Here is a 25,158-nt window from a genome sequence, read left to right on the forward strand (position 1 = left end):
CCGCGCCCCCGGAACGAAGACGATGAGACGGCCGAAGCCGTCAGAGACGAGCAGGTGGATACGTGACGAATCTGATGCCTTACGCCGCCGGTGAGCCGTCCCTCGGTGGTGGCCTCGGCGACCAGGTCTACAGCCGACTGCTCAATGACCGCATCATCTTCCTCGGCCAGCAGGTCGACGACGAGATCGCCAACAAGATCACCGCCCAGATGCTCCTCCTGGCCGCTGCCGACCAGGACAAGGACATCTACCTCTACATCAACAGCCCCGGTGGTTCGGTGACGGCCGGCATGGCGGTCTACGACACCATGCAGTACATCCAGAACGACGTCGTCACCATCGGCATGGGCATGGCCGCCTCGATGGGCCAGTTCCTGCTCACCGGCGGCGCCGCGGGCAAGCGCTTCGCGCTCCCCAACACCGACATCCTGATGCACCAGGGCTCCGCCGGCATCGGTGGCACCGCCTCCGACATCAAGATCCAGGCCGAGTACCTGATCCGTACGAAGAAGCGCATGGCGGAGATCACTGCCGCGCACTCCGGCCAGACCGTCGAGACGATCATCCGCGACGGCGACCGCGACCGCTGGTACACGGCGGAGGAGGCCAAGGACTACGGCCTCATCGACGAGATCATCTCCGCCGCCTCGGGCGTTCCGGGTGGCGGCGGCACCGGGGTCTGAGCCCCCGCCCGCACCGCTTCCCCCGCCCACTGAACGCCACCAGGATGGTGAACACCCCCATGAGCAACTTCTCCGGCCCCTCGGCCAACGCGAGCGGCCTCTACACCGGCCCCCAGGTCGACAACCGCTACATCGTTCCGCGCTTCGTCGAGCGCACCTCGCAGGGCGTGCGTGAGTACGACCCGTACGCGAAGCTCTTCGAGGAGCGCGTGATCTTCCTCGGCGTGCAGATCGACGACGCGTCCGCCAACGACGTGATGGCGCAGCTCCTGTGCCTGGAGTCGATGGACCCGGACCGCGACATCTCCATCTACATCAACAGCCCGGGTGGTTCCTTCACCGCCCTCACGGCGATCTACGACACGATGCAGTTCGTGAAGCCCGACATCCAGACGGTCTGCATGGGCCAGGCGGCCTCCGCCGCCGCCGTCCTGCTCGCCGCCGGCACGCCGGGCAAGCGCATGGCGCTGCCGAACGCCCGCGTCCTGATCCACCAGCCCTCGGGCGGCACCGGCCGCGAGCAGCTCTCCGACCTGGAGATCGCGGCCAACGAAATCCTCCGGATGCGTACGCAGCTGGAGGACCTGCTGGCCAAGCACTCGACGACGCCGATCGAGAAGATCCGCGACGACATCGAGCGCGACAAGATCCTCACGGCCGAGGACGCGCTGGCCTACGGTCTGGTGGACCAGATCGTTTCGACCCGCAAGACGACCTCCGCCGCGGCGGCCTGAGCCGCTTCGGCGACCTTGGCGCGGTCCACGGAGAAGTGAACCGCGCCAAGGGGGGCCCGAACGAGGGGCTCGGCAAGGTACCGTCGGTAGGGGGTCTGGGGGTGTCCCCCCGGAAAACGCAGTAGGCACCAGGAGGCGGCGCACATGGCGTCTCCCAGGCGAAGGGGAAGCACCTCGTGGCACGCATCGGTGACGGCGGCGACCTGCTCAAGTGCTCGTTCTGCGGAAAGAGCCAGAAGCAGGTGAAGAAGCTCATCGCAGGCCCCGGGGTGTACATCTGCGACGAGTGCATCGACCTCTGCAACGAGATCATCGAGGAGGAGCTGGCCGAGTCCTCCGAGGTGCGGTGGGAGGAACTTCCCAAGCCGCGCGAGATCTACGAGTTCCTTGAGGGGTACGTCGTCGGGCAGGAGCCCGCGAAGAAGGCCCTCTCGGTGGCGGTCTACAACCACTACAAGCGCGTCCAGGCCGGCGAGAACGGCGGCGGCACGGGCCGCGACGACGCGATCGAGCTGGCCAAGTCCAACATCCTGCTGCTCGGCCCCACCGGTTCCGGCAAGACGCTGCTCGCGCAGACCCTGGCGCGCATGCTCAACGTCCCCTTCGCGATCGCGGACGCGACCGCGCTCACCGAGGCCGGGTACGTCGGCGAGGACGTCGAGAACATCCTGCTCAAGCTGATCCAGGCCGCCGACTACGACGTCAAGAAGGCCGAGACCGGGATCATCTACATCGACGAGATCGACAAGGTCGCCCGCAAGAGCGAGAACCCGTCGATCACCCGCGATGTGAGCGGCGAGGGCGTCCAGCAGGCCCTGCTCAAGATCCTGGAGGGCACCACCGCCTCCGTCCCGCCGCAGGGCGGACGCAAGCACCCGCACCAGGAGTTCATCCAGATCGACACGACGAACGTGCTGTTCATCGTGGGCGGTGCCTTCTCGGGTCTTGAGAAGATCATCGAGTCCCGGGCCGGCGCCAAGGGCATCGGCTTCGGCGCGACGATCCGCTCCAAGCGGGAGATCGAGGCGAGCGACCAGTTCCAGGAGGTCATGCCGGAGGACCTGGTGAAGTTCGGGATGATCCCCGAGTTCATCGGCCGCCTTCCCGTGCTGACCTCGGTCCACAACCTCGACCGCGAGGCGCTCCTGCAGATCCTGGTCGAGCCGCGCAACGCGCTCGTCAAGCAGTACCAGCGCCTGTTCGAACTCGACGGCGTGGAGCTGGACTTCGACCGCCCGGCCCTGGAGGCCATCGCCGACCAGGCCATCCTGCGCGGCACCGGCGCGCGTGGTCTGCGCGCCATCATGGAGGAGGTCCTCCAGTCGGTGATGTACGAGGTCCCGTCCCGCAAGGACGTGGCCCGGGTCGTCATCACCGCCGACGTGGTCCGCAACAACGTCAACCCGACGCTGGTCCCGCGCGAGCCCCGCATCGTGAAGAACGACGGGCGGCACGAGAAGAGCGCGTAGCGCGCACCTTCGCAACGCAAAGGGGCGCCCGGTCAACTTCCTTGACCGGGCGCCCCTTTGGCGTACCGCTTGGACGGACCGTCAGATCTTCTGGCGGGAGGAGTTGTAGAGCGAGGCCGTCAGCTTGGCGACCTCCTCCTGGCTGGGGCCGCCACCGGTGGCGGCCTTGCCCAGGTCCACCACGTCCACGACGGCGTACGTGCTGTAGTCGGCCCAGACGCAGATCGGGATCAGGGCCTCCTTCGGCCCCTTCGCGGGCGTCCCGTCGGCGGCCGAGTTGGTCAGCTTCATGTTCTGGCACTTCATCAGCGCGCCCGAGAACCCGGCCGGCTTCACGATCTTGGCCTCGCCGACGAGCTCGGCCTTGATGCTCGGGTCCTTGCTGGTGTTGTTCTTGGCGTTCACGAACGAGGCGTCGATCACCTTGGCGGGGTCGGCGATGTCGCCCCAGACACCCTGGAAGCTGAGCGCCTTGGTGGTCAGCGGGTTGGCGCTGTCACCGGCCTGGTACTGCGCGCCGAGCTGCTGCGGGTTCTTGACGCCGAGGGCCTCGGCCTTGCTCTTCTGGTCCGCCGTCATGGGCGTCTTGACGTCCCCCTGGGGGCTCTTCTTGAAGTCCTCGACCGTCGCCGGCGGGACGATCTTGTAGCCCTTGGTGCTCGCCGACACATCGCTGTTGCTCGCGCCGCCGCCCTTGGTGAGGAACCACACCCCGCCGCCGATGACCGCGAGAGCCACGACGACCGAGGCGACGATGAGCCCCGTCTTCTTCTTCGGCGCCGGGGGCGCGGGCTGCATCGGGCCGCCGTACGGAGGCTGCTGGCCGTACGGGGGCTGCTGGGGCGGCTGGCCGTACGGGCCGGGCTGCTGCTGCGGGTAGCCGTACGGCTGCTGCGGCGGCTGCTGCCCGTAGGGTCCCGGCTGCTGCGGGGGAACGCCCTGCGGCGCCTGCTGCGGATAGCCGTAACCGGGCTGCGGCTGACCGGGCTGCCCGTAGGGATTGGGCTGCTGCGGCGGCTGCTGGCCGTACGGGCCGGGCTGCTGAGGCTGCTGACCGCCGTACGGGCCCGGCTGGTTGTAGCTCATTGCTGGGTTCCCCCTAGGAATGCTTATCCGATCCGGACATCCTGACCGAAGAGGCGGCGGCGTGGTGCATCGGGGGGCTCACCGTTACCAAAGATTCCCGTTTCAGTACGGGCCGGTGACACCTCTAAACTGGCCCAGTGACCGAGAACTCTCAGCAGCAGAATCCAGCGCCCATCACCGAACTGCCGACCCAGTACGCGCCGGCCGAGGTAGAGGGGAAGCTGTACGAGCGCTGGGTAGAGCGCGGTTACTTCACCGCCGACGCGGCGTCCGAGAAGGACCCGTACACCATCGTCATCCCGCCGCCGAACGTCACGGGCGCGCTGCACCTGGGCCACGCCTTCCAGGTCACGCTCATGGACGCGCTCACCCGCCGCAAGCGGATGCAGGGCTACGAGACGCTGTGGCTGCCCGGCATGGACCACGCGGGCATCGCCACGCAGAACAAGGTCGAGCAGCAGCTCGCCGAGGAGGGCAAGTCCCGCCAGGACCTCGGCCGGGAGGCGTTCACCGAGCGCGTCTGGCAGTGGAAGGGCGAGTACGGCGGCCGCATCCTCGGCCAGCTCAAGCGGCTCGGCGCGGGCCTCGACTGGTCGCGCGAGCGGTTCACCATGGACGAGGGCCTGTCGAAGGCCGTCCAGACCATCTTCAAGAACCTGTACGACGACGAGCTGATCTACCGGGCCGAGCGCATCATCAACTGGTGCCCGCGCTGTCTGACCGCCATCTCGGACATCGAGGTGGAGTACCAGGAGGACCCGGGCGAGCTCGTCTCGCTGAAGTACGGCGAGGGGGACGACACGCTGGTCGTCGCGACCACCCGCGCCGAGACGATGCTGGGTGACACCGCGATCGCCGTCCACCCCGACGACGAGCGCTACCGGCACCTGGTCGGCAAGCTCATCAAGCTCCCGCTGACCGACCGCTCCATCCCGGTCGTCGCGGACGCCCACGTCGACCCCGAGTTCGGCACCGGCTGCGTCAAGGTGACCCCGGCGCACGACCCGAACGACTTCGCCATCGGGCAGCGGCACGACCTCGAATCCATCACGGTCATGGACGAGCGCGGGGTCATCACGGTCCCCGGTCCCTTCCAGGGCCTGGACCGCTACGAGGCCCGTTCGGCGATCGTCGGCGCGCTCAAGGAGCAGGGCCGCATCGTCGCCGAGAAGCGCCCCTACATGCACTCGGTCGGCCACTGCTCGCGCTGCAAGACCACCGTCGAGCCGCGCCTGTCGATGCAGTGGTGGGTCAAGGTCGGCCCGCTCGCGCAGGCCGCCGGTGACGCGGTCCGCGACGGCCGGGTCAAGATCCACCCCGAGGACATGTCGAAGCGGTACTTCGACTGGGTCGACAACATGCACGACTGGTGCATCTCGCGCCAGCTGTGGTGGGGCCACCGCATCCCGATCTGGTACGGCCCCGAGGGCCAAGTCGTCTGCGTCGGACCCGACGACGAGGTGCCCACCGGCGAGGGCTGGCACCAGGACCCCGACGTCCTGGACACCTGGTTCTCCTCGGGCCTGTGGCCGTTCTCCACGCTGGGCTGGCCGGAGAAGACCGCCGACCTGGAGAAGTTCTACTCGACCGACGTCCTGCTCACCGGCCACGACATCATCTTCTTCTGGGTCGCCCGGATGATGATGTTCGGCCTGTACGCGATGGACGGCGAAGTCCCGTTCAAGACGGTCGCGTTGACCGGTCTGGTCCGTGACGAGTTCGGCAAGAAGATGTCGAAGTCCAACCCGAACGCGGTCGACCCGCTGGACTGGATGGACAACTACGGCTCGGACGCGGTCCGTTTCACCCTCGCCAAGGGCGCCAACCCCGGCGCGGACGTGCCGATCGGCGAGGACTGGGTCCAGGCGTCCCGCAACTTCGCCAACAAGATCTGGAACGCCACGCGCTTCGCGCTCATGAACGGCGCGACCGTCGAGGGCGAACTCCCGCCCGTGGAGCAGTTGTCGGCGACCGACCGCTGGATCCTGTCGCGGCTCAACAAGACCGTGGCCGAGGTCGACGCGTACTACGAGGACTACCAGTTCGCCAAGCTCAGCGAGGCGCTCTACCACTTCGCGTGGGACGAGGTCTTCGACTGGTACGTCGAGCTGTCGAAGACGACGTTCTTCGCGGGCGGCGAGCAGGCCAAGGTCTCCGGCCGGGTCCTCGGCGAGGTCCTCGACGTGATGCTGCGGGTCCTGCACCCGGTCGTCCCGTTCGTCACCGACACCCTGTGGACGACCCTGACCGGCGGCGAGTCCCTCGTGATCGCCGACTGGCCGCGCGACAGCGGCTTCCGCGACGAGGCCGCCGAGCGCGAGATCGAGCTGGTCCAGCAGGTCGTCACCGAGGTCCGCCGCTTCCGTTCCGACCAGGGCCTCCAGCCCGGCCAGAAGGTCCCGGCCGAGCTCACCCTGACCGGCACCGCGCTGGCCCCGCACGAGGCGGCCATCCGTCAGCTGCTCCGCCTCCAGCCGGCCGGCGAGGGCTTCCACGCCACCGCCTCGCTGCCGGTCGCGGGCGCCACGGTCGCGCTCGACCTGTCCGGCACGATCGACGTCGAGGCCGAGCGCAAGCGCCTGACCAAGGATCTCGGGGCGGCCGAGAAGGAGAAGGCGGACGCCAACAAGAAGCTCGGCAACGAGGCCTTCCTCGCGAAGGCCCCGGACAACGTGGTCGACAAGATCCGGACCCGGCTCGCCAAGGCCGAGGCCGACATCGAGCGCATCGGCAACCAGATCGCGAGCCTGCCGCAGGCCTGATCAGGACGCCGTACGGAGACGAGGAAGGCCCCCGGGACCAGGTCCCGGGGGCCTTCCCCGTGGTCGCGCCCCCATTCAGAACAGCCGGTCGCCGAACTCCGCCCACACCAGCGCCGCGACCACGGCGTACATCGCGAGCGGCACCAGCCAGTGCGGCACCGCCCGGCGCACCCAGGAGCGGGGCCGGGCGACCTGCCGGGTGACGTACCAGAACAGCGGGATCATCACCGCCCACACCAGCAGGCACCACGGGCACAGCGCCCCGATGACATACAGGCACTGGCTGATCAGCCACACCGTGAAGGCGAAGCCTGCCGTGACGCCGGCCCAGACGCCGAGCCACAGCCACCGGGGGAACTCCGCGCCCGCGACCAGGGCGAGCCCCAGCGCCGCGAGGGCCGCGAACGCGCCCACGCCGAGCAGCATGTTGGGGAAGCCGAGCAGATTGCCCTGCCAGGTCTGCATGACGTCACCGCAGCTGAGCACCGCGTTGATGTTGCAGCCGGGGGAGAAGGCCGGGTTCTCCAGGGTGTGGACGCGGTCCGCGGTCAAGGCCGCGGAGGCGAGCGTGCCGAGCAGTCCGCCGACCAGCAGGAGCAGGCCGGTGCCGCGCGCGGAACGGCTGGGGGAGGGGGCGGGCATGGACTCCACGCTAGGGATCCGGACGGCCGTGGGGGCAGGGCCGAACGGACGGGACCGGCGTGCGACATATCACTAAATTTAGGCCGTTCGGCTCAACCGATCGGGCCCAAAGACCTTGGATGATGGAGGGCATGCACACCCCGCCCCCGCCCTCCGCGCCGCAGCGCGCGCTGGCGGCGGCGCGTGCCGTGGGCGCGCGGTGGGTGGGCGATCAGCGGGCCCTGGACGCGCTGATCGCGCTGAGCTGCTTCGGCCTGATGGTCCTGGACGTGCCGGGCCTGGCCAAGGCCGACAACTCCCTCAACAGCTACACCGCCCCGCCGGTTCTCGCGGTGGGGGCCGCGACGCTGCTCCTGCGGCGCCGCTGGCCGTGGCTGCCGTATCTGGTCTCGCTGCTCTTCCTGGGCTGGCTGCACCAGCTGAACCTGGTCCAGTTCGCGCTGTACTCGGTCGGCCGCTTCCGCGGCCGGCGCGCGGGCGTCCTCGCCACCATCGGGTACATCGCGGTGGCGTACATCCTGTTCAACCTGCCGGGCTGGCCCGACACCCGGGGGGAGACGCTCAGTTCGTTCCTGGCGATCGTGGTGCCGGTGGGGGTGCTCGCCTCCGGCGTGGGCATCTCCGCCTACCGCCACGACCTCGTCCACGAGCTGGAGGCCCAGCGCGCCGAGACGTCGGCCCTCCAGGCGGTGCAGGCCGAGCGGGTCTCGGTGGCCCGGGACGTGCACGACATGGTGGGACGGGAGTTGACGATGCTCGCCGTGCGTTCCGAGGTGCTCGCGATGCGGGCCAGGAACGAGCCGCACCACAAGGACTTCGAGGAGCTGGCGGACACCGCGCGCCGGGCCCACCTCATGCTGAACGAGATCATCGTGCGGCGCGCGGACGAACGCACCGCCACGCCCGGTCTGGACGGGCTGCCCGTACTGGCGGAGGAGAGCAGCAGCGCGGGCACCCCGGTCGGCCTCGACATAGAGGAGGCCGCGCACCGGCTGTCCCCGCTGCGCCAGGCGGCCGTCTACCGGGTCGTCCAGGAGTGCCTGACCAACTCGGTCAAGCACGCCCGGGGCGAGCCCGTCGCGGTGACGATCCGGCTCGTCGGCGCCCACCTCGTGGTGACGGTGCAGAACCCGCTGCCGCGCTCGGCCCCGGTGAAGGACCCGGTCTCCACGGGGACCGGGACCTTCTCGATGCGGGAGCGGGTGGAGAGCATGGGCGGTTCGCTCGCCACCACCCGTACCGACACCACCTACGAGGTGCGGGCGACGCTCCCGGCGGGAACGGTCGGCTGACGGGGGCGCCCGGCGGGACCGGGACCGGCGGCCCGTGTGCCCCCGCCCGCCCGGGCGTCGCCCGGTCCTACGTGCCGACGAGCAGCTTCTGCAACTGGTCGAAGTCCTCCACGCACTTGCCCGAACCGAGCGCCACACAGTCCAGCGGGTCGTCCGCCACGAACACCGGGATGCCGGTCGCCGAGGCCAGCCGCAGATCGAGGCCGGGCAGCAGGGCGCCGCCGCCGGTCAGCACGATGCCGTGCTCCATCACATCGCCGGACAGCTCCGGCGGGCACTCCTCCAGGGTGACCTTCACCGCCGCGATGATCGACTCGACGGGCTCGTCGAGCGCGGCCCGCACCTCGCGCGCGGTCAGCGACAGCGTCTTGGGCAGGCCGCCCACCTTCTCGCGGCCCCGGATCGTGAAGGCCCGCTCCTCCAGCTCCTCGTTGCCCGGCACCGGCCACGCCGACCCGATGGCGCACTTGACGTCCTCGGCGGTGCGCTCGCCGATGAGCAGCGAGTGCTCCTTGCGCACGTAGTCGGTGATCGCGGTGTCCAGGCGGTCGCCGCCCACCCGCAGGGACTGCGAGGTCACGATGCCGCCGAGCGAGATCACCGCGACCTCGGTGGTGCCGCCGCCGATGTCCACCACCATCGAGCCGCGCGGCTCGGCGACCGGAAGCCCGGCCCCGATGGCCGCCGCCATGGGCTCCTCGATGAGGTGCACGGCCTTCGCGCCGGAGCGCTGGGCGGCGTGCACGATCGCGCGCCGCTCCACCGGGGTCACCCCGCTCGGCACGCACACCACCATGCGGGTGCGCGGTCGGCGGCCCGGCACCGCCTTCTTCACGAAGTGGCGGATCATTTCCTCCGCCGCCTCGTAGTCGCTGATCACGCCGTCCCGCAGCGGCCGGATCGCGGTGATCGAACCGGGGGTGCGGCCGATGGTCTCCTTGGCCTCCGTGCCGACGGCGAGGGCCGTGCGACCGCCCTCCTTCATCGCCACCACGGACGGCTCGTTGAGCACGATGCCCTGCCCCCTGGCGTACAGAAGCGTGTTGGCGGTGCCGAGGTCGATCCCTATGTCCATGATCGCCAAGTTTGCCCGGACGGCCCCTGGGACCCGGGGGCCGAAGGTCCCGAAAGGGGCGGGTCCAATGTCCTGTCGGTCCCCCTCCGTAGACTGGTCCCGTGACCGAGCAGCCCGACCGCAGTGAAGCCGATGACTTCGACGGAATCGTCGAAGCCGAGACCAACCGAGACCCCGACCTGGCGGTGATCGAGGCCGGCAGCCGCACCCTGCGCACCCACGGCGTCCAGCCCCAGGGCGAAGCCGTGCCCGGCCGCCCGGCCGACCCCGAGGTGGACGCGGCGCTGCGCGCGGTCGAGACCGAGCTGGCGGGCCGCTGGGGCGAGACCAAGCTGGAGCCGTCCGTCACCCGGATCGCCGCCCTGATGGACGTCCTCGGGGAGCCGCAGCGCGCCTACCCGACCATCCACATCACCGGCACCAACGGCAAGACCTCCACCGCCCGCATGATCGAGGCCCTGCTCGGCGCCTTCGAGCTGCGCACCGGGCGCTACACCTCGCCGCACATCCAGTCGATCACCGAGCGGATCAGCCTGGACGGCCTGCCCATCCCCGCCGAGCGCTTCATCGAGACGTACGACGACATCAAGCCGTACGTCGAGATGGTCGACGCCCGGGAGGAGTTCCGGCTCTCCTTCTTCGAGGTCCTCACCGGCATGGCGTACGCGGCCTTCGCGGACGCGCCGGTGGACGTGGCGGTCGTCGAGGTCGGCATGGGCGGCACCTGGGACGCGACGAACGTCATCGACGCGGGCGTCGCCGTCGTCACCCCCATCGACCTGGACCACACCGACCGGCTCGGCGGCACGACCGCCGAGATCGCCACGGAGAAGTCCGGGATCATCAAGCAGGACGCGACCGTGATCCTGGCCCAGCAGCCGGTGGACGCGGCGCAGGTCATGCTGAAGAAGGCCGTCGAGAAGGACGCCACGGTGGCCCGCGAGGGCATGGAGTTCGGCATCGTGAGCCGTGAGGTCGCCGTCGGCGGCCAGCTCCTGACGCTGCGCGGCCTCGGCGGCGAGTACGGGGAAGTCTTCCTGCCGCTGTACGGCGCCCACCAGGCGCACAACGCGGCCGTCGCGCTCGCCGCCGTCGAGGCGTTCTTCGGCGTCGGCTCGCAGCAGCCGGGCCCGCTCGACCTCGACACCGTCCGCAAGGCGTTCGCCTCCGTCGTCTCGCCCGGCCGCCTGGAGGTCGTGCGCCGCTCGCCGACCGTGGTCCTGGACGCCGCGCACAACCCGGCCGGCGCCCGGGCCACGGCGGACGGCCTGACCGAGGCGTTCGGCTTCTCGCGGCTGATCGGTGTGGTCGCCGCCAGCGCCGACAAGGACGTCAAGGGGCTGCTCGAAGCGTTCGAGCCGGTCTTCGCCGAGGTCGTGGTCACCGCCAACGCCTCCATGCGCTCGATGGACGTGGACGAGCTGGCCGCGCTCGCCGTCGAGGTCTTCGGCGACGAGCGGGTCGTGGTCGAGCCCCGCCTGGACGACGCCATCGAGGCCGCCATCACCCTGGCCGAGGAGGAGGACGAGTACGCGGGCGCGGGCGTCCTCGTCACCGGCTCCGTGTTCACGGTCGGCGACGCCCGGCTGCTGCTGAAGAGGGGCTGACCCGATGCGTACGCTCTGCGCGTCCACCCTGATCGGTGAATTCTTCGTGATCGCCTTCGCGGGCCTGGTCGCGATGAAGGACCCCGACCTCGCCACCACCACCGTGTGGACGGTGTGCGGCATCGGCATGCTGCTCTCGGTGCTGCTCTGCGGGATGCTCGGCCGGCGCGGCGGCGTCGAGCTCGGCTGGGCGCTCCAGATCGCCCTGATCGCGAGCGGTTTCGCGGTGCCGCTGATGTTCTTCATGGGCGCCCTGTTCGCGGCCCTGTGGTGGGCCTCGGTGCACTACGGCCGCAAGATCGACGAGGCGAAGGCGAGATTCGCGGCGCAGGCCGAGGCCCAGCCGCAGGCCTGAGCGGCGGTGGCGGGACCGGGTGTCGGGCCTTCGGCTACACCCGGTAATCTCGGCGGACCGCACACGTTTGCCAAGGAGCCGCACACCATGACGCAGCGCACCCTCGTCCTCCTCAAGCCGGACGCCGTCCGCCGCTCGCTGGTCGGCGAGATCATCGGCCGCATCGAGCGCAAGGCCGAGTGGCAGATCACCGCGCTTGAGCTGCGCACGCTGGATCAGGACACCCTGGAGCAGCACTACGGAGAGCACAAGGGCAAGCCCTTCTACGAGCCGCTCGTGGCGTTCATGTCCTCGGGTCCGGTCGTCGCCCTGGTCGTCGAGGGCGAGCGCGTCATCGAGGGAGTACGCCAGTTGGCGGGTCCCACCGACCCGATCGCGGCGGCCCCCGGCTCCATCCGTGGCGACTTCGGCACCATCGTCCGGGAAAACCTCATCCACGCCTCGGACTCCGAGGAGTCCGCGGAGCGAGAACTGAAGATTTTCTTCCCGGGCCGCAGCTGACCCGTTTACTGACGCAATGTCAGCCATATAGCGCTCACTACCTGGGGCGACCGAAGGAATTTCGGTCGTCCCCGGGCATATGCGGGACGACTTCGGGAACGCATCGCCCCGACACGACGTCACCAATACTGAGGTGGACCACCGCGCCGTGTCCGTGCAGGCCGGACTACGATGGGCCCTCACGCTCAACGCACCCACCTCGCCGACCTGAGAAGCCGTCAACGCTCGATTAGGGAAGGCCGGACGCATCCTCATGGGGAGCAACAAAATGTCGTTCATCGGCCGTGACATGGCTGTCGACCTCGGGACCGCCAACACGCTGGTGTACGTCAGGGGCCGCGGAATCGTCCTGAACGAGCCGTCCGTCGTCGCCATCAACACCAACACCGGCGGCATCCTTGCGGTCGGCGCGGAAGCCAAGAAGATGATCGGCCGTACGCCGGGCAACATCGTCGCCGTACGGCCCCTGAAGGACGGCGTGATCGCCGACTTCGAAATCACCGAGCGGATGCTCCGCTACTTCATCCTGAAGATCCACAAGCGCCGGTACCTGGCCCGCCCGCGCGTCGTGGTCTGCGTGCCCTCGGGCATCACAGGAGTCGAGCGCCGCGCCGTCATCGAGGCCTCCACCCAGGCGGGCGCCCGCCAGGTGCACATCATCGAGGAGCCCATGGCCGCGGCCATCGGCTCGGGTCTGCCGGTCCACGAGGCCACCGGCAACATGGTCGTCGACATCGGCGGCGGCACCACCGAGGTCGCCGTGATCTCGCTCGGCGGAATCGTCACGGCCCAGTCGATCCGGGTCGCGGGCGACGAGCTCGACAACGCGATCATCCAGCACATCAAGAAGGAGTACTCGCTCCTGCTCGGTGAGCGGACCGCGGAGCAGATCAAGATCACGATCGGTTCCGCGTACGACCTCGACAAGGACGAGCACACCGAGATCCGCGGCCGCGACCTCGTCTCCGGCCTGCCGAAGACCGTCGTGATCTCCGCCGCCGAGGTGCGCAAGGCGATCGAGGAACCCGTCAACGCGATCGTCGACGCCGTCAAGACGACCCTCGACAAGTGCCCGCCGGAACTCTCCGGCGACATCATGGACCGCGGCATCGTGCTCACCGGCGGCGGCGCCCTGCTGCGCGGCCTGGACGAGCGGCTGCGCCGCGAGACCGGCATGCCGATCCACATCGCCGAGGACCCGCTGGACTCGGTCGCCCTCGGGTCCGGAAAGTGCGTGGAGGAGTTCGAGGCACTCCAGCAGGTGCTCGACGCGCAGCCCCGCCGATAGCCCCCCGGGGCCTGCTGTCCGCCGTATGGGTCACTGCCGACCCGTACGGCGGATCGTTGATATACAGATCGAAGAGATCTTGTAGATCACCCACATTCCTACGAGGAAGGCACGGCCGCCGCACGTGAGGGACACACGAGAGAGCCGGCTGCTCCTGGTACTGCTGATCGCCGTGGCGTTCGCGCTGATCACGGTGGACATCAGAGGCGGGGCGAATTCACCGGTGGACGGTGCTCGGCACGCCGCCGCCGCCGTCTTCGGGCCGGTGGAGAACGGGGTCGCGGCCGCGGTCGACCCGGTCGGCAACGCGATCGGCGCGGTGCGCGACTCCGGCAAGCGCCACGACCGGATCTCCACCCTTCAGGCCGAGAACGAGGCCCTCAAGCAGAAGCTCGGCAGCGACGCCCGCAACCGCAGCCGCCTGAACCAGCTCGACGCGATGCTGAAGACCGCCGGCGAAGGCCAGTACGGCATCAAGGCCGCCCAGGTCGTCGCCATAGGAGCGGCCCAGGGCTTCTCCTGGACGGTCACCATCGACGCCGGGTCCAACGACGGCATCAAGCGCGACATGACGGTCCTCAACGGCGACGGCCTGGTCGGCCGGGTCACCACCGTCGGCCCCTCCACCTCGACCGTGCTGCTCGCCAACGACCCCGACTTCACCGTCGGCACCCGCATGGAGAGCAGCGACGAGCTGGGCTTCGCCACCGGGCACGGCGACCGCCCGCTGTCGGTCCAGCTCCTCAACGGCAAGGCCAAGGTCAACCCCGGCGACCGCCTGGTGACCTTCGGCTCGCAGGCCGACAAGCCGTTCGTGCCCGGCGTCCCCGTCGGCGAGGTCGTCAAGGTCGACCCCTCGGGCGGCGACCTCACGCGCACCATCTACGTACGCCCCTACGTCGGCTTCACCAAGCTCGACATCGTCGGCGTCGTCGTCCAGGCCCCGCGCACCGACCCGCGCGACCAGGTGCTGCCCGCCAAGCCCAAGCCGACGCCGATCCCCACGGTCACCGTCACGGCCACCCCGTCCGGGAACCCGACCCCGAACGACCTGGCCAACAACGAGATCACCAACCCGAACGCGAACGCCAACGGCAACCCCGACCCGAACGCGAAGCCGAACCCGCCCGCCGGCAACGCCAACCCCCCGGCCGGGCAGGCCAACCCTCCGAACGGGAACGCCAATCCGAATCCCAACAACGGTGATCCGAACGGCCAAGGCAACGCCAACGCCGACGGCGAGCAGTAGGAGCTGATCCAGATGCGTGTCAACAGGGTCATCCTCTCCGCCGCCCTGGTCGTGATCGCCCTCGTCATCCAGGTGAGCGTCCTCGCCCGCCTCCAACTGCCCGGCGCCGTACCGGACCTCGTGCTCCTCACCGTGCTCGGCCTGGCCCTGGTCTACGGCCACCTCGGCGGCGCCTTCGTCGGATTCGGCGCCGGTCTGCTCACCGACCTCGCCCCGCCCGCCGACCACGCGGCCGGACGCTACGCCCTCGTCCTGTGCGTGATCGGCTATCTCGCGGGGCTCGCCAAGCCCGACCACGGCCGGCTGCGCACCGCGGCCGGGCCGATGCTGGTCGTGGTCGGCGCGGCCATCGGCTCGACGCTGCTCTACGCCACCGTCGGCGCCCTCGTGGGCGACACCGCGGCCCGCCATGTCGGCCTGCCCAGCCTGCTGTTCACGGCCACCGTCTACGACCTGCTGCTCGCGCCGTTCACGGTCCCGCTGATCATGGCGATCGCCCGGCGGGCCGAGAACGATCCCCTCGGCGAGACCGGCGCCGGCGGCTCCAAGAGCAACATCACCGCCGGCTGGTTCGCCGGCGGCACCGGCCTGCGCATCGGCGGCCAGCGCGGCGGCCTGCGCGTCAAGGCCGCCAGGAACAGAGCGGCCCGCGCCGGCCGCATCAAGGGCGTCAAGCGTCTGTGAACCAGGGGGTCGTCAAGGCATGAGCAACATTCCCGAGACCGGCCGCACCCCCCGGGTGCAGATCCGGCTCGTCATCATCCAGGTCCTGGTCTTCTCGCTGCTGCTCACGCTGGGCGGCCGCCTGTGGTACTTGCAGATCCGCAACGGCCAGGAGTACGAGGACGAGGCGAAGAACAACCACGTCCAGCAGGTCGTCCAGCCCGCCGTGCGCGGCTCGATCCTGGACGCCCGGGGCGTGCCGCTGGCCGACAACGAGACCCGTCTGGTGGTCTCGGCCTCGCGCACCGACCTGTCGAAGATGCCGGACCGGGGCAAGGCCGTCCTGACCCGGCTGGCCGGAGTGCTCGGCATGAAGCCGCAGGACGTCATGGACAAGGTCAGGCTCTGCGACGCCAAGACGCCCAAGCCGTGCTGGAACGGCTCGCCGTACCAGCCGATCCCGGTGACCGACAAGGCGACCACCCAGCAGGCCCTGCAGATCCGCGAACGCTCCGAGGACTTCCCCGGCATCACCGCCGACCCCACGGCCGTACGCCGCTACCCCGCGCCCGGCAAGGCCAACACCTCCCAGGTGCTCGGCTACCTCTCGCCCGTCACCGACGACGAGATCACCAAGGCGAAGGACAGCGATTCGCCCTACCTGCGCTCCGACCAGGTGGGCCGCTCGGGCCTTGAGCGCACGTACGACAAGCAGTTGCGGGGCAAGGCCGGTGTCACCCGGTACGAGGTCGACAACCTCGGGCGGGTCATCGGGCAGGCGCAGAGCGACAAGGCGCAGCCCGGCGCGAATGTCGTGACGTCGATAGACGCACGGGTGCAGGCGGTCGCCGAGTACGAGCTGGACTACGCGATGAAGGAGGCCCGCCAGCAGTTCGACAAGATCACGAACGAGAACTACAAGGCGGACTCCGGCGCGGTCGTGGTCATGGAGGCCAAGACCGGCCGCGTCGTCGCGATGGCCTCGGCGCCGACCTACGACCCGAACGTGTGGGTCGGCGGGATCTCCGCCAAGGACTACCAGGCGCTCACCGGCAAGGACAGCGACTACCCGTTGCTGAACCGGGCCATACAGGGTCAGGCCGCGCCCGGTTCGACGTTCAAGGTGGTCTCCACGGCCGCCGCCGTCGAGGCCGGTTACAAGTGGGACGGCGGCTACCCCTGCACCAGCTCGTACTCCGTGGGCGGGCAGGTCTTCAAGAACTTCGAGGGCGAGAGCTTCGGCCCGATCTCGTTGGGCCGCGCTCTGGAGGTGTCCTGCGACACCGTGTTCTACGGGCTCGCCGACAACGAGTGGAAGAAGGACGGCGGGATCAACCCGAAGAAGGGTCAGCCCAATGACTACTTCTACAAGGCGGCCCACCAGTTCGGCCTCGGCAAGGTCACCGGCGTCGACCTGCCCAACGAGGTCACCGGCCGCGTCCCCGACCGGCAGTGGAAGGAAGCCCTCTTCGCGTCCATGAAGGACAGCTGGTGCAAGACCGGCAAGAAGGACGGCACCTACGTCGAGAAGATCTCGTACGAGAACTGCCTCGAAGGCAACAAGATGCGCGAGGGCGACTCGATCAACTACTCCATCGGCCAGGGCGACACCCTCGTCACGCCGATCCAGGAGGCCATGATCTACGGGGCGATCGCCAACGGCGGCACCATGCACGCCCCGACCATCGGCAAGGCGATCATCAGCGCCGACGGCAAGTCCGTGCAGGAGATCAAGCCGAAGGTCAACGGAAAGCTGCCGGTCACCCAGGCCACCCTCGACGGCTTCAACAAGGCCCTCGCGGGCGTCGTCACCAGCGGTACCGCCGCCTGGAAGTTCCAGGGCTGGCCGCAGGACAAGATCGAACTGCACGCCAAGACCGGCACCGCCGAGGTCTACGGCAAGCAGACCACCTCCTGGCTCGCCACGTACTCCAAGGACTACACGGTCGTCATGACGATCGCCCAGGCCGGTACGGGTTCCGGCGCCTCCGGTGAGGCCGTGCGCAAGATCTACGAGGCGATGTACGGCATCGACGACGCCGGCCACCAGGACCTCAAGCGCGCCATGCTCCCCGAGCCCGAGAAGTCCCTGCCCAAGATCCAGCCCGACGGCTCCATCGACGCGCCGACGGTCGCCGCCTACGACCCGAACGCCGGCAAGACCAAGGACAAGCAGCAGCCCGGCGGCCAGCAGCCCAACGGCCAGCAGCAGCCGGCCAACCCGCCGGCGACCAACGCCGACAACCGCAACCCGCGGAGGGACTAGCGCCATGGCAGGTTTCTCCGTCCCGCGCTACGCCCCCAAGGAGCGCGGCGCCTTCGCCAAGCTGACCGCCCGCGACTCGGTGGTGCGCCGGCTCGACTGGCCGCTGCTGCTCGCGGCCCTCGCGCTCTGCTTCATCGGCTCGCTCCTGGTGTGGTCCGCCACCCGCAACCGCACCAACATCAACCAGGGCGACCCGTACTACTTCCTGATCCGGCACGCCATGAACGCCGGCATCGGGCTCTGCCTGATGATCGGCACCATCTGGCTCGGCCACCGCACCCTGCGCGGCGCGGTGCCCATCCTGTACGGGCTCTCCATCCTGCTGCTGCTCGCGGTGCTCTCGCCGCTCGGCGCCACCGTCAACGGCGCGCACTCCTGGATCGTGCTCGGCGGCGGATTCTCCCTCCAGCCCTCCGAGTTCGCGAAGATCGCGATCATCCTGTGCATGGCGATGCTGCTCGCCGCCCGCGTCGACGCCGGCGACCAGCCGCACCCCGACCACCGCACCGTGATGAAGGCCCTCGGCCTCGCGACGATCCCGATCGGCTGCATCATGCTGATGCCCGACCTCGGATCCACCATGGTCATCGTGGTGATCATCCTCGGCGTGCTGCTGTCCTCCGGCGCCTCCAACCGCTGGATCTTCGGGCTGCTCGGCGCGGGCGTGGTCGGCGCGGTCCTCGTCGCCGCCCTCGGGATACTGGACAAGTACCAGATCAACCGCTTCGCGGCCTTCGCCAACCCCAACCTCGACCCGGCCGGCGTCGGCTACAACACCGGCCAGGCCAGGATCGCGATCGGCTCCGGCGGACTGACCGGCACCGGGCTCTTCAAGGGCTCCCAGACCACCGGCCAGTTCGTGCCCGAACAGCAGACGGACTTCGTGTTCACCGTCGCCGGAGAGGAACTCGGCTTCGTCGGCGCGGGCCTGATCATCGTGCTCATCGGCGTCATCCTGTGGCGGGCCTGCCGCATCGCCCGCGAGACGACCGAGCTGTACGGCACCATCGTCGCCGCCGGCATCATCGCCTGGTTCGCCTTCCAGTCCTTCGAGAACATCGGCATGACGCTCGGCATCATGCCGGTCGCCGGCATCCCGCTGCCCTTCGTCTCCTACGGAGGGTCCTCCATGTTCGCGGTGTGGGTCGCCATAGGGCTGCTCCAGTCGATCCGGGTGCAGCGGCCCATAACGGCATAGCGGGCGGCGGCGCCGGACCGGCGGAGGTCGGCCGGTCCGGCGCCCTGCCGCCGGGCGCCGATCGCGTCTAGGGTCGGTACATGGCGGACACGAAGCGCGAGATCGAGCGGAAATTCGAGTTCCCCACCTCGGACGGGGCCCCGGCCCGGCTCCCCGACCTCACCAGAGTCCCCGGCATCGCACGCGTCGTCGGCCAGGGTGCCGTCGACCTCGACGCCGTCTACTACGACACCCCGGACCTGCGCCTGGACGCCGACTCGATCACCCTGCGCCGCAGAACGGGCGGCGCCGACGCCGGCTGGCACCTGAAGTTCCCGGTCGCCAAGGGCATCCGCGACGAAGTGCGCGCCCCGCTCTGCGAGGCAACTCCGCCGGAGCTCTCCGCCCTGCTGCGCTCCCGCGTCCGCGAAGCCCAACTCGCCCCCGTCGTACGGCTGTTGTCGTCCCGGGCCGTCTCCCATCTGCTGGCCGACGACGGCACCGCGCTCGCCGAGCTCAGCGTCGACACCGTCCGCGCCCAAGGGCTCGCCGAGGGCGCCTCCAGCACCGCCTGGACCGAGATCGAGGTCGAGCTGGCCGACGGCGTCCACGACGAGAGCATCCTGGACGGTGTGGAGAAACACCTGCGCAAGGCGGGCATCCGGCCCTCCGCGAGCGCCTCCAAACTCGCCCGCGCGCTGCGCGAGACGGCCCCGCCGAAGCCGCCCGCCGGCGACCGCGGCAAGGACACCGGGCCCGCCGACGGCACCGCCGGCGCCGAAGTCCTCGGCTATCTGCGCCGCCAGCGCGACGCGCTGGTCGCCCACGACCCGGCCGTACGCCGTGAACTGCCCGACGCCGTCCACCAGATGCGGGTCGCCACCCGCCGGCTGCGCAGCGCGTTCAAGTCGTACGCCAAGGTCATCGACCGGTCCGTCACCGACCCCGTCGGCGAGGAACTCAAATGGCTCGCGGGCGAACTCGGCATCGACCGCGACCGGGAAGTCCTCACCGGGCGCCTGCGCTCCCACATCGATGCCCTGCCCGTGACCCTGCTGCTCGGCCCGGTCCGCGCCCGTCTGCGGATCTGGAGCGCCGACCGCGGCACCGGCGCCCGGCACCGCACCCTCGGCGTCCTCGACTCCGAGCGCTACCTCACCCTGCTCGACACCCTCGACGCCCTGCTCGCCGACCCGCCCCTGCGCCCGGCCGCCGCCCGGCCCGCCGCCGACGTCCTGCCCAGCGCCGTGCTCAAGGACCACCGGCGCCTCGCGGGACGCATCCGCACCGCGCTCGACCTCGCCCCGGGCCACGCCCGCGACCTCGCCCTGCACGAGGCCCGCAAGGCCGCCAAACGCGCCCGGTACGCCGCCGAGGCCGCGACCCCCGCGCTCGGCGGGCCCGCCAAGAAGCTCGCCCGGCGCGTCAAGGCCGTACAGAGCCTGCTCGGCGACCACCAGGACGGCGTGGTCGCCCGCGACGCCCTGCGGCTGCTGGCCGCCCGCGCCCACGCGGCCGGCGAGTCCGCGTTCACCTGGGGACTGGTGTACGGCAGGGAGGAGGCGGCGGCCGCGCTGAGCGAACGCAGGCTGCCCGAGGTGTGGGCCCGCGCGTCCCGGCCGAAGCTCCGCGCGCGCCTGAGGACCGCCGGCTCCTGATCGCCCGGCCGGCGGCGGCCCATCGACGTGCGAGGGGGCGACCCGGCTCGCGTTACGCTAGAGAGTCGCCCCCTGCCAGCCCACGAAGGTCGAGATGTCTGCCGAGTCCGTCTTCCCACAGCTCGAAGCGCTGCTCCCGCATGTGCAGAAGCCGATCCAGTACGTCGGCGGTGAGCTCAACTCCACCGTCAAGGCCTGGGACGAGTGTGACGTCCGCTGGGCGCTCATGTACCCGGACGCGTACGAGGTCGGGCTGCCCAACCAGGGCGTCATGATCCTCTACGAGGTACTGAACGAGCGCGAGGGCGTCCTCGCCGAGCGCACGTACAGCGTGTGGCCGGACATGGAACAGCTCATGCGCGAGCACCAGGTCCCGCAGTTCACGGTGGACTCCCACCGCCCGCTGCGCGCCTTCGACGTGTTCGGGCTCAGCTTCTCCACCGAGCTCGGCTACACCAACATGCTCACGGCCCTGGACCTCGCGGGCATCCCGCTGGAGTCCAAGGACCGCACCATCGACGACCCGATCGTCCTCGCCGGCGGCCACGCGGCCTTCAACCCCGAGCCGATCGCGGACTTCATCGACTGCGCGGTCATCGGCGACGGCGAGCAGGCCGTCCTCGACATGACCGAGATCATCCGCGGCTGGAAGGCCGAAGGCCGCCCCGGCGGCCGCGAGGAGGTGCTGTTCCGCCTCGCGAAGACCGGATCGGTCTACGTCCCCGGCTTCTACGACGTCGAGTACCTGCCGGACGGCCGGATCGCCCGTGTCGTACCGAACAAGTCGGGCGTGCCGTGGCGGGTCTCCAAGCACACCGTCATGGACCTCGACGAGTGGCCCTACCCCAAGCAGCCCCTGGTCCCGCTCGCCGAGACCGTCCACGAGCGCATGTCCGTGGAGATCTTCCGCGGCTGCACCCGCGGCTGCCGTTTCTGCCAGGCCGGCATGATCACGCGCCCCGTGCGGGAGCGAAGCATCACCGGCATCGGCGAGATGGTGGAGAAGGGCCTCAAGGCGACCGGCTTCGAGGAGGTGGGCCTGCTCTCCCTCTCCTCCGCCGACCACACCGAGATCGGTGACATCGCCAAGGGCCTCGCGGACCGCTACACCGAGGACAAGATCGGCCTCTCGCTGCCCTCGACCCGCGTGGACGCCTTCAACGTCGACCTCGCCAACGAGCTGACCCGCAACGGCCGCCGCTCGGGCCTCACCTTCGCCCCCGAGGGCGGCTCCGAGCGCATGCGCAAGGTCATCAACAAGATGGTCTCCGAAGAGGACCTCATCCGTACCGTCGCGACCGCGTACGGCAACGGCTGGCGCCAGGTGAAGCTGTACTTCATGTGCGGCCTGCCCACCGAGACCGACGACGACGTCCTTCAGATCGGCGACATGGCGGTCAACGTCATCGCCAAGGGCCGCGAGGTCTCCGGTCAGAACGACATCCGCTGCACGGTCTCCATCGGCGGATTCGTGCCCAAGCCGCACACCCCGTTCCAGTGGGCGCCGCAGCTCAGCGCCGAGGACACCGACGCCCGCCTCACCAAGCTCCGCGACAAGATCCGCGGCGACAAGAAGTACGGCCGCTCCATCGGCTTCCGCTACCACGACGGCAAGCCCGGCATCGTCGAAGGCCTGCTCTCGCGCGGCGACCGCCGCGTGGGCGCCGTCATCCGCGCCGTCTACGAGGACGGCGGCCGCTTCGACGGCTGGCGCGAGCACTTCTCCTACGACCGCTGGATGGCCTGCGCCGACAAGACGCTCCCCGCCTTCGGCGTGGACGTCGACTGGTACACCACCCGCGAGCGCACCTACGAGGAGGTCCTGCCCTGGGACCACCTCGACTCGGGCCTCGACAAGGACTGGCTCTGGGAGGACTGGCAGGACTCGCTCGACGAGACCGAGGTCGAGGACTGCCGCTGGACGCCGTGCTTCGACTGCGGGGTGTGCCCCCAGATGGACACCAGCATCCAGATCGGCCCCACCGGCAAGAAGCTGCTGCCGCTGACGGTCAAGAACTGACCGCAGCGCCCCGCGCACACCGCATAACCGACTGATCACGAAGGGCACCCCGTCGCAACGGCGGGGTGCCCTCCGCGCGTCCCTGAGGGTATGGAGAACCGGTCGGCCCCGCAGAGCCCCGAAGGCTGCCTCACCGTCGCGATCCGCATCCCCGTGCGGATCGCCGTGCTCGTCCTCGTCGTTCCCGTCCGCATGGCGTGGGACCTGCTCGCCGCCGGTGCGAAGGCAGTGCGCCGGGTGGTACTCGTACCGCTGTGGCGGGTGCTTGTCGTGATCCCGTTCGAGTGGTCGTACCGGTTCCTGCTGACCCCCCTCGGGCGGGCGATCGCCTGGCTGGCCGGCCTGGCCGGGGCCGGGATCCTCGCGCTGGGGCGTGGCGTGGCGTGGCTCGCCGTGAATCTGGTCGCGGCCCCCGCCGGCCTGCTGTTCCGCACCGTCCTCGCGCCGCTCGGGCGAGGCGTCGGACGGGTCGTCAGGGGAATCGGCACGGGGATCGGCCTGGCCGCCCGGGCCGTCGGCTTCGTCCTCGGGCGCGTGCTGTGGGCCGTCTTCGTCCGGACACCGACCACGCTGTGGCGCCTGCTCCTCCGACCGCTGCTGCGCCACGGCCTGCTGGCTCCCGGCAGCTGGCTGTACCGCAACGCCCTCACCCCGCTCGGCCACGCAACCGCCTGGCTGGGCAGGGCGGTTGGCACCGCTCTGGCGGCCGTCGCGCGGGGCCTCGGCGCACTCGTCGTGGTGCTCTTCGTGGTGCCGGTCGTGTGGCTGTACCGGCAGCTGCTCACCCCGCTCGGGCGGGCGCTCGTCGTCGTGGTGCGGGAGATCGGGCACGCGGTCGGACACGCCTGGCGGGCCGCCGGGTTCGTGTCCCGGGCGGTCGGCCGGGGGCTCAAGTGGCTCGCCCGCAACCTCCTCGGACGGCCCCTGCGCTGGGTGTACGCGGCACTGCTCACCCCGGTCGGGCACTGGGTGCGGGACGCGGTTCTCCGGCCGGCCGCACGGGCCGCACGCGAAGTCGGGCGGATCGCGGCCGACGCGGCCCGTGGCGCGGGGCGCGCCGCACGCGAAGCCCTCGCCTCGGCCCGCGAGACCGTACGCACCGCCCGGCAGGAGGCCTGGCGGGCGCTGGTCGGCGGATCGCCCCGGGAACGGGTGGAGCACCGGGCGCGTACTCTGGGTAGTACAACTACTGCCTCCGGCGCGGTGCCCGCCCCCGAGATCTCCCTCAGCAAAACGGAGGGATGAGCCGGGTGGCGCCCCCGCCGTGACCGGAGGGACCCCACAGGACGGTGGGCGGCGCACACCCGCGCCCGCCCCGCACCGAGGAGAAGAACCACTGGGCAAGCGACAGCCCGAAGGCCCGCCACCCGCACCTGCGGTGCAGCGCATCCGACTGCGCTACACCAAGCGCGGCCGCCTCCGGTTCACCAGCCACCGCGACTTCCAGCGCGCCTTCGAGCGGGCCCTGCGGCGCGCCGAGGTCCCCATGGCCTACTCGGCGGGCTTCACCCCGCACCCCAAGGTGTCGTACGCGAACGCCGCACCCACCGGCGTCGGCTCCGAGGCCGAATACCTGGAGATCGCCCTCACCGCACAGCGCGATCCCGAGAAACTGCGCGCCCTGCTCGACGAGTCGCTGCCCACCGGGCTCGACGTCGTCGACGCCGTCGAGGTCCGCACCTCGGGTCTCGCCGACCGGCTCACCGCCTCCGTGTGGGAGCTGCGCCTGGACGGCGTCACCGTCGAGACCGCCGAGAAGGCCGTTCGGACGTTCCTCGCCGCCGAGACCGTCGAGGTCCAGCGCCAGACCAAGAACGGCATGCGCACCTTCGACACCAGAGGCGCCGTCGCCGACCTCCAGGCGCTTCCCCCGCAGGCCGATAGGCCGCTCGACGACGCCTGTGCGATACTGCGGCTGGTAGTGCGGCACCTGACACCTGCCGTACGACCCGACGACGTCCTGTCCGGTCTCCGAGCTGTGGCCGACCTGGCGCCGCCGGTCCCCGCAGCGGTGACCAGGCTGGCGCAGGGGCTCTTCGACGAGGAGTCCGGCACGGTGACCGACCCGCTCGCGCCCGACCGCGAGGCAGCCCCGGCCGCTCCACAAACGGCCGCCGGGACCGTCTCTGCGACGGCGCCGGAAGGTCCCGCCGCGTAAGGGCGGTCGTCGTAGCGCAGCCCTGGCACTCGGGAGCCACCTGGGTCGGGCCGCGCACAGACCTAACAGACTTTCGCCAGGCCGTACGCACACCGCGTACGGAACCGGCGAGCCAGACATAACAGCTCCCGTGCGGCGCCCGCGCCCCGGACGGCGGCACCCGCGCACACCGCGCGGGCCGTGCCGCCGGACCGGAACAGGCGCGGCGCCCGGGAGCGTGACGGGAGCTACGCCCGCATGCTTGAGCAGAACGAATCCGGTACCACCGGAGACAACGAACAGAACAGCCCCAGCGACACGCTGCCGCCGCGCCGCAGGCGCCGCGCGGCATCGCGACCCGCCGGTCCGCCGGTGGGCGCACCCGGCGCGGAGGCCGCCGACACGGCGGGAACCGCCGAGACCACGGCGCAGGTGACCGCCCCGGCCGCCCCGGCCGCCGCCGAGGCCGACGCCGCCCCGGCGCCGCGCACCCG

Annotated in this window: 21 protein-coding genes; 18 read left to right on the forward strand and 3 right to left on the reverse strand. The window is 70.4% G+C overall.

Annotated elements, in window-relative coordinates:
* Nucleotides 1-74 precede the first annotated feature (74 nt).
* The 3 genes from CG740_RS36920 to clpX all read left to right on the forward strand — a co-directional run bounded on the left by CG740_RS36920 (nucleotide 75) and on the right by clpX (nucleotide 2,886).
* On the forward strand, nucleotides 75-683 hold the full coding sequence (locus tag CG740_RS36920; RefSeq protein ID WP_100579696.1) for an ATP-dependent Clp protease proteolytic subunit: 609 nt from the start codon (nucleotides 75-77) through the stop codon (nucleotides 681-683).
* Between the two features lie 44 nt (nucleotides 684-727).
* The gene (locus CG740_RS36925) at nucleotides 728-1,417 is read left to right on the forward strand and encodes an ATP-dependent Clp protease proteolytic subunit (RefSeq protein WP_100579697.1); all 690 of its coding nucleotides are present in this window, start codon (nucleotides 728-730) and stop codon (nucleotides 1,415-1,417) included.
* Between the two features lie 176 nt (nucleotides 1,418-1,593).
* Nucleotides 1,594-2,886: an ATP-dependent Clp protease ATP-binding subunit ClpX gene (gene clpX / locus CG740_RS36930; protein WP_100579698.1), complete on the forward strand. Its 1,293-nt coding sequence runs from the start codon at nucleotides 1,594-1,596 to the stop codon at nucleotides 2,884-2,886.
* 81 nt (nucleotides 2,887-2,967) lie between these two features.
* On the opposite strand, the gene CG740_RS36935 is transcribed toward clpX, so the two are convergent.
* Nucleotides 2,968-3,972: a hypothetical protein gene (locus CG740_RS36935; protein ID WP_100579699.1), complete on the reverse strand. Its 1,005-nt coding sequence runs from the start codon at nucleotides 3,970-3,972 to the stop codon at nucleotides 2,968-2,970.
* 137 nt (nucleotides 3,973-4,109) lie between these two features.
* Here CG740_RS36935 and CG740_RS36940 point away from each other — a divergent pair, with 137 nt between their 5' ends.
* Nucleotides 4,110-6,734 (forward strand): valine--tRNA ligase, encoded by a 2,625-nt coding sequence (locus CG740_RS36940; protein WP_100579700.1) that lies wholly within the window; start codon nucleotides 4,110-4,112, stop codon nucleotides 6,732-6,734.
* Nucleotides 6,735-6,809: 75 nt separating this feature from the next.
* Here the strand turns inward: CG740_RS36940 and CG740_RS36945 are convergent, their stop codons facing one another.
* Entirely contained in the window at nucleotides 6,810-7,376 is a 567-nt protein-coding gene (locus tag CG740_RS36945; protein WP_100579717.1) for a vitamin K epoxide reductase family protein, read from the reverse strand.
* Between the two features lie 131 nt (nucleotides 7,377-7,507).
* On the opposite strand from CG740_RS36945, the gene CG740_RS36950 reads away from it, so the two are divergent.
* Nucleotides 7,508-8,668, forward strand: coding sequence for a sensor histidine kinase (locus CG740_RS36950; protein WP_100579701.1), 1,161 nt, complete (start codon nucleotides 7,508-7,510; stop codon nucleotides 8,666-8,668).
* Between the two features lie 67 nt (nucleotides 8,669-8,735).
* Here the strand turns inward: CG740_RS36950 and CG740_RS36955 are convergent, their stop codons facing one another.
* Nucleotides 8,736-9,743 (reverse strand): rod shape-determining protein, encoded by a 1,008-nt coding sequence (locus CG740_RS36955; protein WP_100579702.1) that lies wholly within the window; start codon nucleotides 9,741-9,743, stop codon nucleotides 8,736-8,738.
* Nucleotides 9,744-9,844: 101 nt separating this feature from the next.
* Here CG740_RS36955 and folC point away from each other — a divergent pair, with 101 nt between their 5' ends.
* The 13 genes from folC to CG740_RS37020 all read left to right on the forward strand — a co-directional run.
* Nucleotides 9,845-11,350, forward strand: coding sequence for a bifunctional tetrahydrofolate synthase/dihydrofolate synthase (gene folC / locus CG740_RS36960; protein WP_100579703.1), 1,506 nt, complete (start codon nucleotides 9,845-9,847; stop codon nucleotides 11,348-11,350).
* A gap of 4 nt (nucleotides 11,351-11,354) precedes the next feature.
* Nucleotides 11,355-11,705, forward strand: a complete 351-nt coding sequence (locus CG740_RS36965) for a DUF4233 domain-containing protein (protein WP_053727410.1) — start codon at nucleotides 11,355-11,357, stop codon at nucleotides 11,703-11,705.
* 87 nt (nucleotides 11,706-11,792) lie between these two features.
* Entirely contained in the window at nucleotides 11,793-12,206 is a 414-nt protein-coding gene (gene ndk, locus CG740_RS36970; RefSeq protein ID WP_100579704.1) for a nucleoside-diphosphate kinase, read from the forward strand.
* Between the two features lie 268 nt (nucleotides 12,207-12,474).
* Nucleotides 12,475-13,494: a rod shape-determining protein gene (locus CG740_RS36975; RefSeq protein ID WP_053727412.1), complete on the forward strand. Its 1,020-nt coding sequence runs from the start codon at nucleotides 12,475-12,477 to the stop codon at nucleotides 13,492-13,494.
* Nucleotides 13,495-13,618: 124 nt separating this feature from the next.
* A complete protein-coding gene (gene mreC, locus CG740_RS36980; protein ID WP_100579705.1) occupies nucleotides 13,619-14,743 on the forward strand; it encodes a rod shape-determining protein MreC in 1,125 nt (374 codons plus the stop codon).
* Nucleotides 14,744-14,755: 12 nt separating this feature from the next.
* Nucleotides 14,756-15,427: a rod shape-determining protein MreD gene (gene mreD / locus CG740_RS36985; protein ID WP_100579706.1), complete on the forward strand. Its 672-nt coding sequence runs from the start codon at nucleotides 14,756-14,758 to the stop codon at nucleotides 15,425-15,427.
* Between the two features lie 19 nt (nucleotides 15,428-15,446).
* The gene (mrdA, locus tag CG740_RS36990; RefSeq protein ID WP_100579707.1) at nucleotides 15,447-17,672 is read left to right on the forward strand and encodes a penicillin-binding protein 2; all 2,226 of its coding nucleotides are present in this window, start codon (nucleotides 15,447-15,449) and stop codon (nucleotides 17,670-17,672) included.
* Between the two features lie 4 nt (nucleotides 17,673-17,676).
* On the forward strand, nucleotides 17,677-18,870 hold the full coding sequence (gene rodA / locus CG740_RS36995) for a rod shape-determining protein RodA (protein ID WP_100579708.1): 1,194 nt from the start codon (nucleotides 17,677-17,679) through the stop codon (nucleotides 18,868-18,870).
* A gap of 80 nt (nucleotides 18,871-18,950) precedes the next feature.
* Entirely contained in the window at nucleotides 18,951-20,507 is a 1,557-nt protein-coding gene (locus CG740_RS37000; protein WP_100579709.1) for a CYTH and CHAD domain-containing protein, read from the forward strand.
* 94 nt (nucleotides 20,508-20,601) lie between these two features.
* The gene (locus CG740_RS37005; protein ID WP_100579710.1) at nucleotides 20,602-22,527 is read left to right on the forward strand and encodes a TIGR03960 family B12-binding radical SAM protein; all 1,926 of its coding nucleotides are present in this window, start codon (nucleotides 20,602-20,604) and stop codon (nucleotides 22,525-22,527) included.
* Between the two features lie 90 nt (nucleotides 22,528-22,617).
* The gene (locus CG740_RS37010; protein WP_100579711.1) at nucleotides 22,618-23,772 is read left to right on the forward strand and encodes a hypothetical protein; all 1,155 of its coding nucleotides are present in this window, start codon (nucleotides 22,618-22,620) and stop codon (nucleotides 23,770-23,772) included.
* A gap of 133 nt (nucleotides 23,773-23,905) precedes the next feature.
* On the forward strand, nucleotides 23,906-24,685 hold the full coding sequence (locus tag CG740_RS37015) for a TIGR03936 family radical SAM-associated protein (RefSeq protein ID WP_100579712.1): 780 nt from the start codon (nucleotides 23,906-23,908) through the stop codon (nucleotides 24,683-24,685).
* A gap of 237 nt (nucleotides 24,686-24,922) precedes the next feature.
* A partial coding sequence (locus CG740_RS37020; protein ID WP_159030527.1) for a hypothetical protein occupies nucleotides 24,923-25,158 on the forward strand: 236 nt, incomplete at its 3' end.

Origin of the sequence: Streptomyces sp. CB01201, assembly GCF_002803085.1 — a bacterium.
GTDB lineage: Bacteria > Actinomycetota > Actinomycetes > Streptomycetales > Streptomycetaceae > Streptomyces > Streptomyces hundungensis.

Bases quoted from the DNA above. Each gene is read 5' to 3' on its own strand.
- CG740_RS36945 (WP_100579717.1), bottom strand. From the start codon at position 7,376: ATGCCCGCCCCCTCCCCCAGCCGTTCCGCGCGCGGCACCGGCCTGCTC.
- mreD (WP_100579706.1), top strand. From the start codon at position 14,756: ATGCGTGTCAACAGGGTCATCCTCTCCGCCGCCCTGGTCGTGATCGCC.
- mrdA (WP_100579707.1), top strand. From the start codon at position 15,447: ATGAGCAACATTCCCGAGACCGGCCGCACCCCCCGGGTGCAGATCCGG.
- CG740_RS36955 (WP_100579702.1), bottom strand. From the start codon at position 9,743: ATGGACATAGGGATCGACCTCGGCACCGCCAACACGCTTCTGTACGCC.
- CG740_RS36935 (WP_100579699.1), bottom strand. From the start codon at position 3,972: ATGAGCTACAACCAGCCGGGCCCGTACGGCGGTCAGCAGCCTCAGCAG.
- CG740_RS36920 (WP_100579696.1), top strand. From the start codon at position 75: ATGCCTTACGCCGCCGGTGAGCCGTCCCTCGGTGGTGGCCTCGGCGAC.
- CG740_RS37010 (WP_100579711.1), top strand. From the start codon at position 22,618: ATGGAGAACCGGTCGGCCCCGCAGAGCCCCGAAGGCTGCCTCACCGTC.
- CG740_RS36965 (WP_053727410.1), top strand. From the start codon at position 11,355: ATGCGTACGCTCTGCGCGTCCACCCTGATCGGTGAATTCTTCGTGATC.
- ndk (WP_100579704.1), top strand. From the start codon at position 11,793: ATGACGCAGCGCACCCTCGTCCTCCTCAAGCCGGACGCCGTCCGCCGC.
- CG740_RS37005 (WP_100579710.1), top strand. From the start codon at position 20,602: ATGTCTGCCGAGTCCGTCTTCCCACAGCTCGAAGCGCTGCTCCCGCAT.
- CG740_RS36975 (WP_053727412.1), top strand. From the start codon at position 12,475: ATGTCGTTCATCGGCCGTGACATGGCTGTCGACCTCGGGACCGCCAAC.
- CG740_RS37000 (WP_100579709.1), top strand. From the start codon at position 18,951: ATGGCGGACACGAAGCGCGAGATCGAGCGGAAATTCGAGTTCCCCACC.
- CG740_RS36925 (WP_100579697.1), top strand. From the start codon at position 728: ATGGTGAACACCCCCATGAGCAACTTCTCCGGCCCCTCGGCCAACGCG.
- CG740_RS36950 (WP_100579701.1), top strand. From the start codon at position 7,508: ATGCACACCCCGCCCCCGCCCTCCGCGCCGCAGCGCGCGCTGGCGGCG.
- rodA (WP_100579708.1), top strand. From the start codon at position 17,677: ATGGCAGGTTTCTCCGTCCCGCGCTACGCCCCCAAGGAGCGCGGCGCC.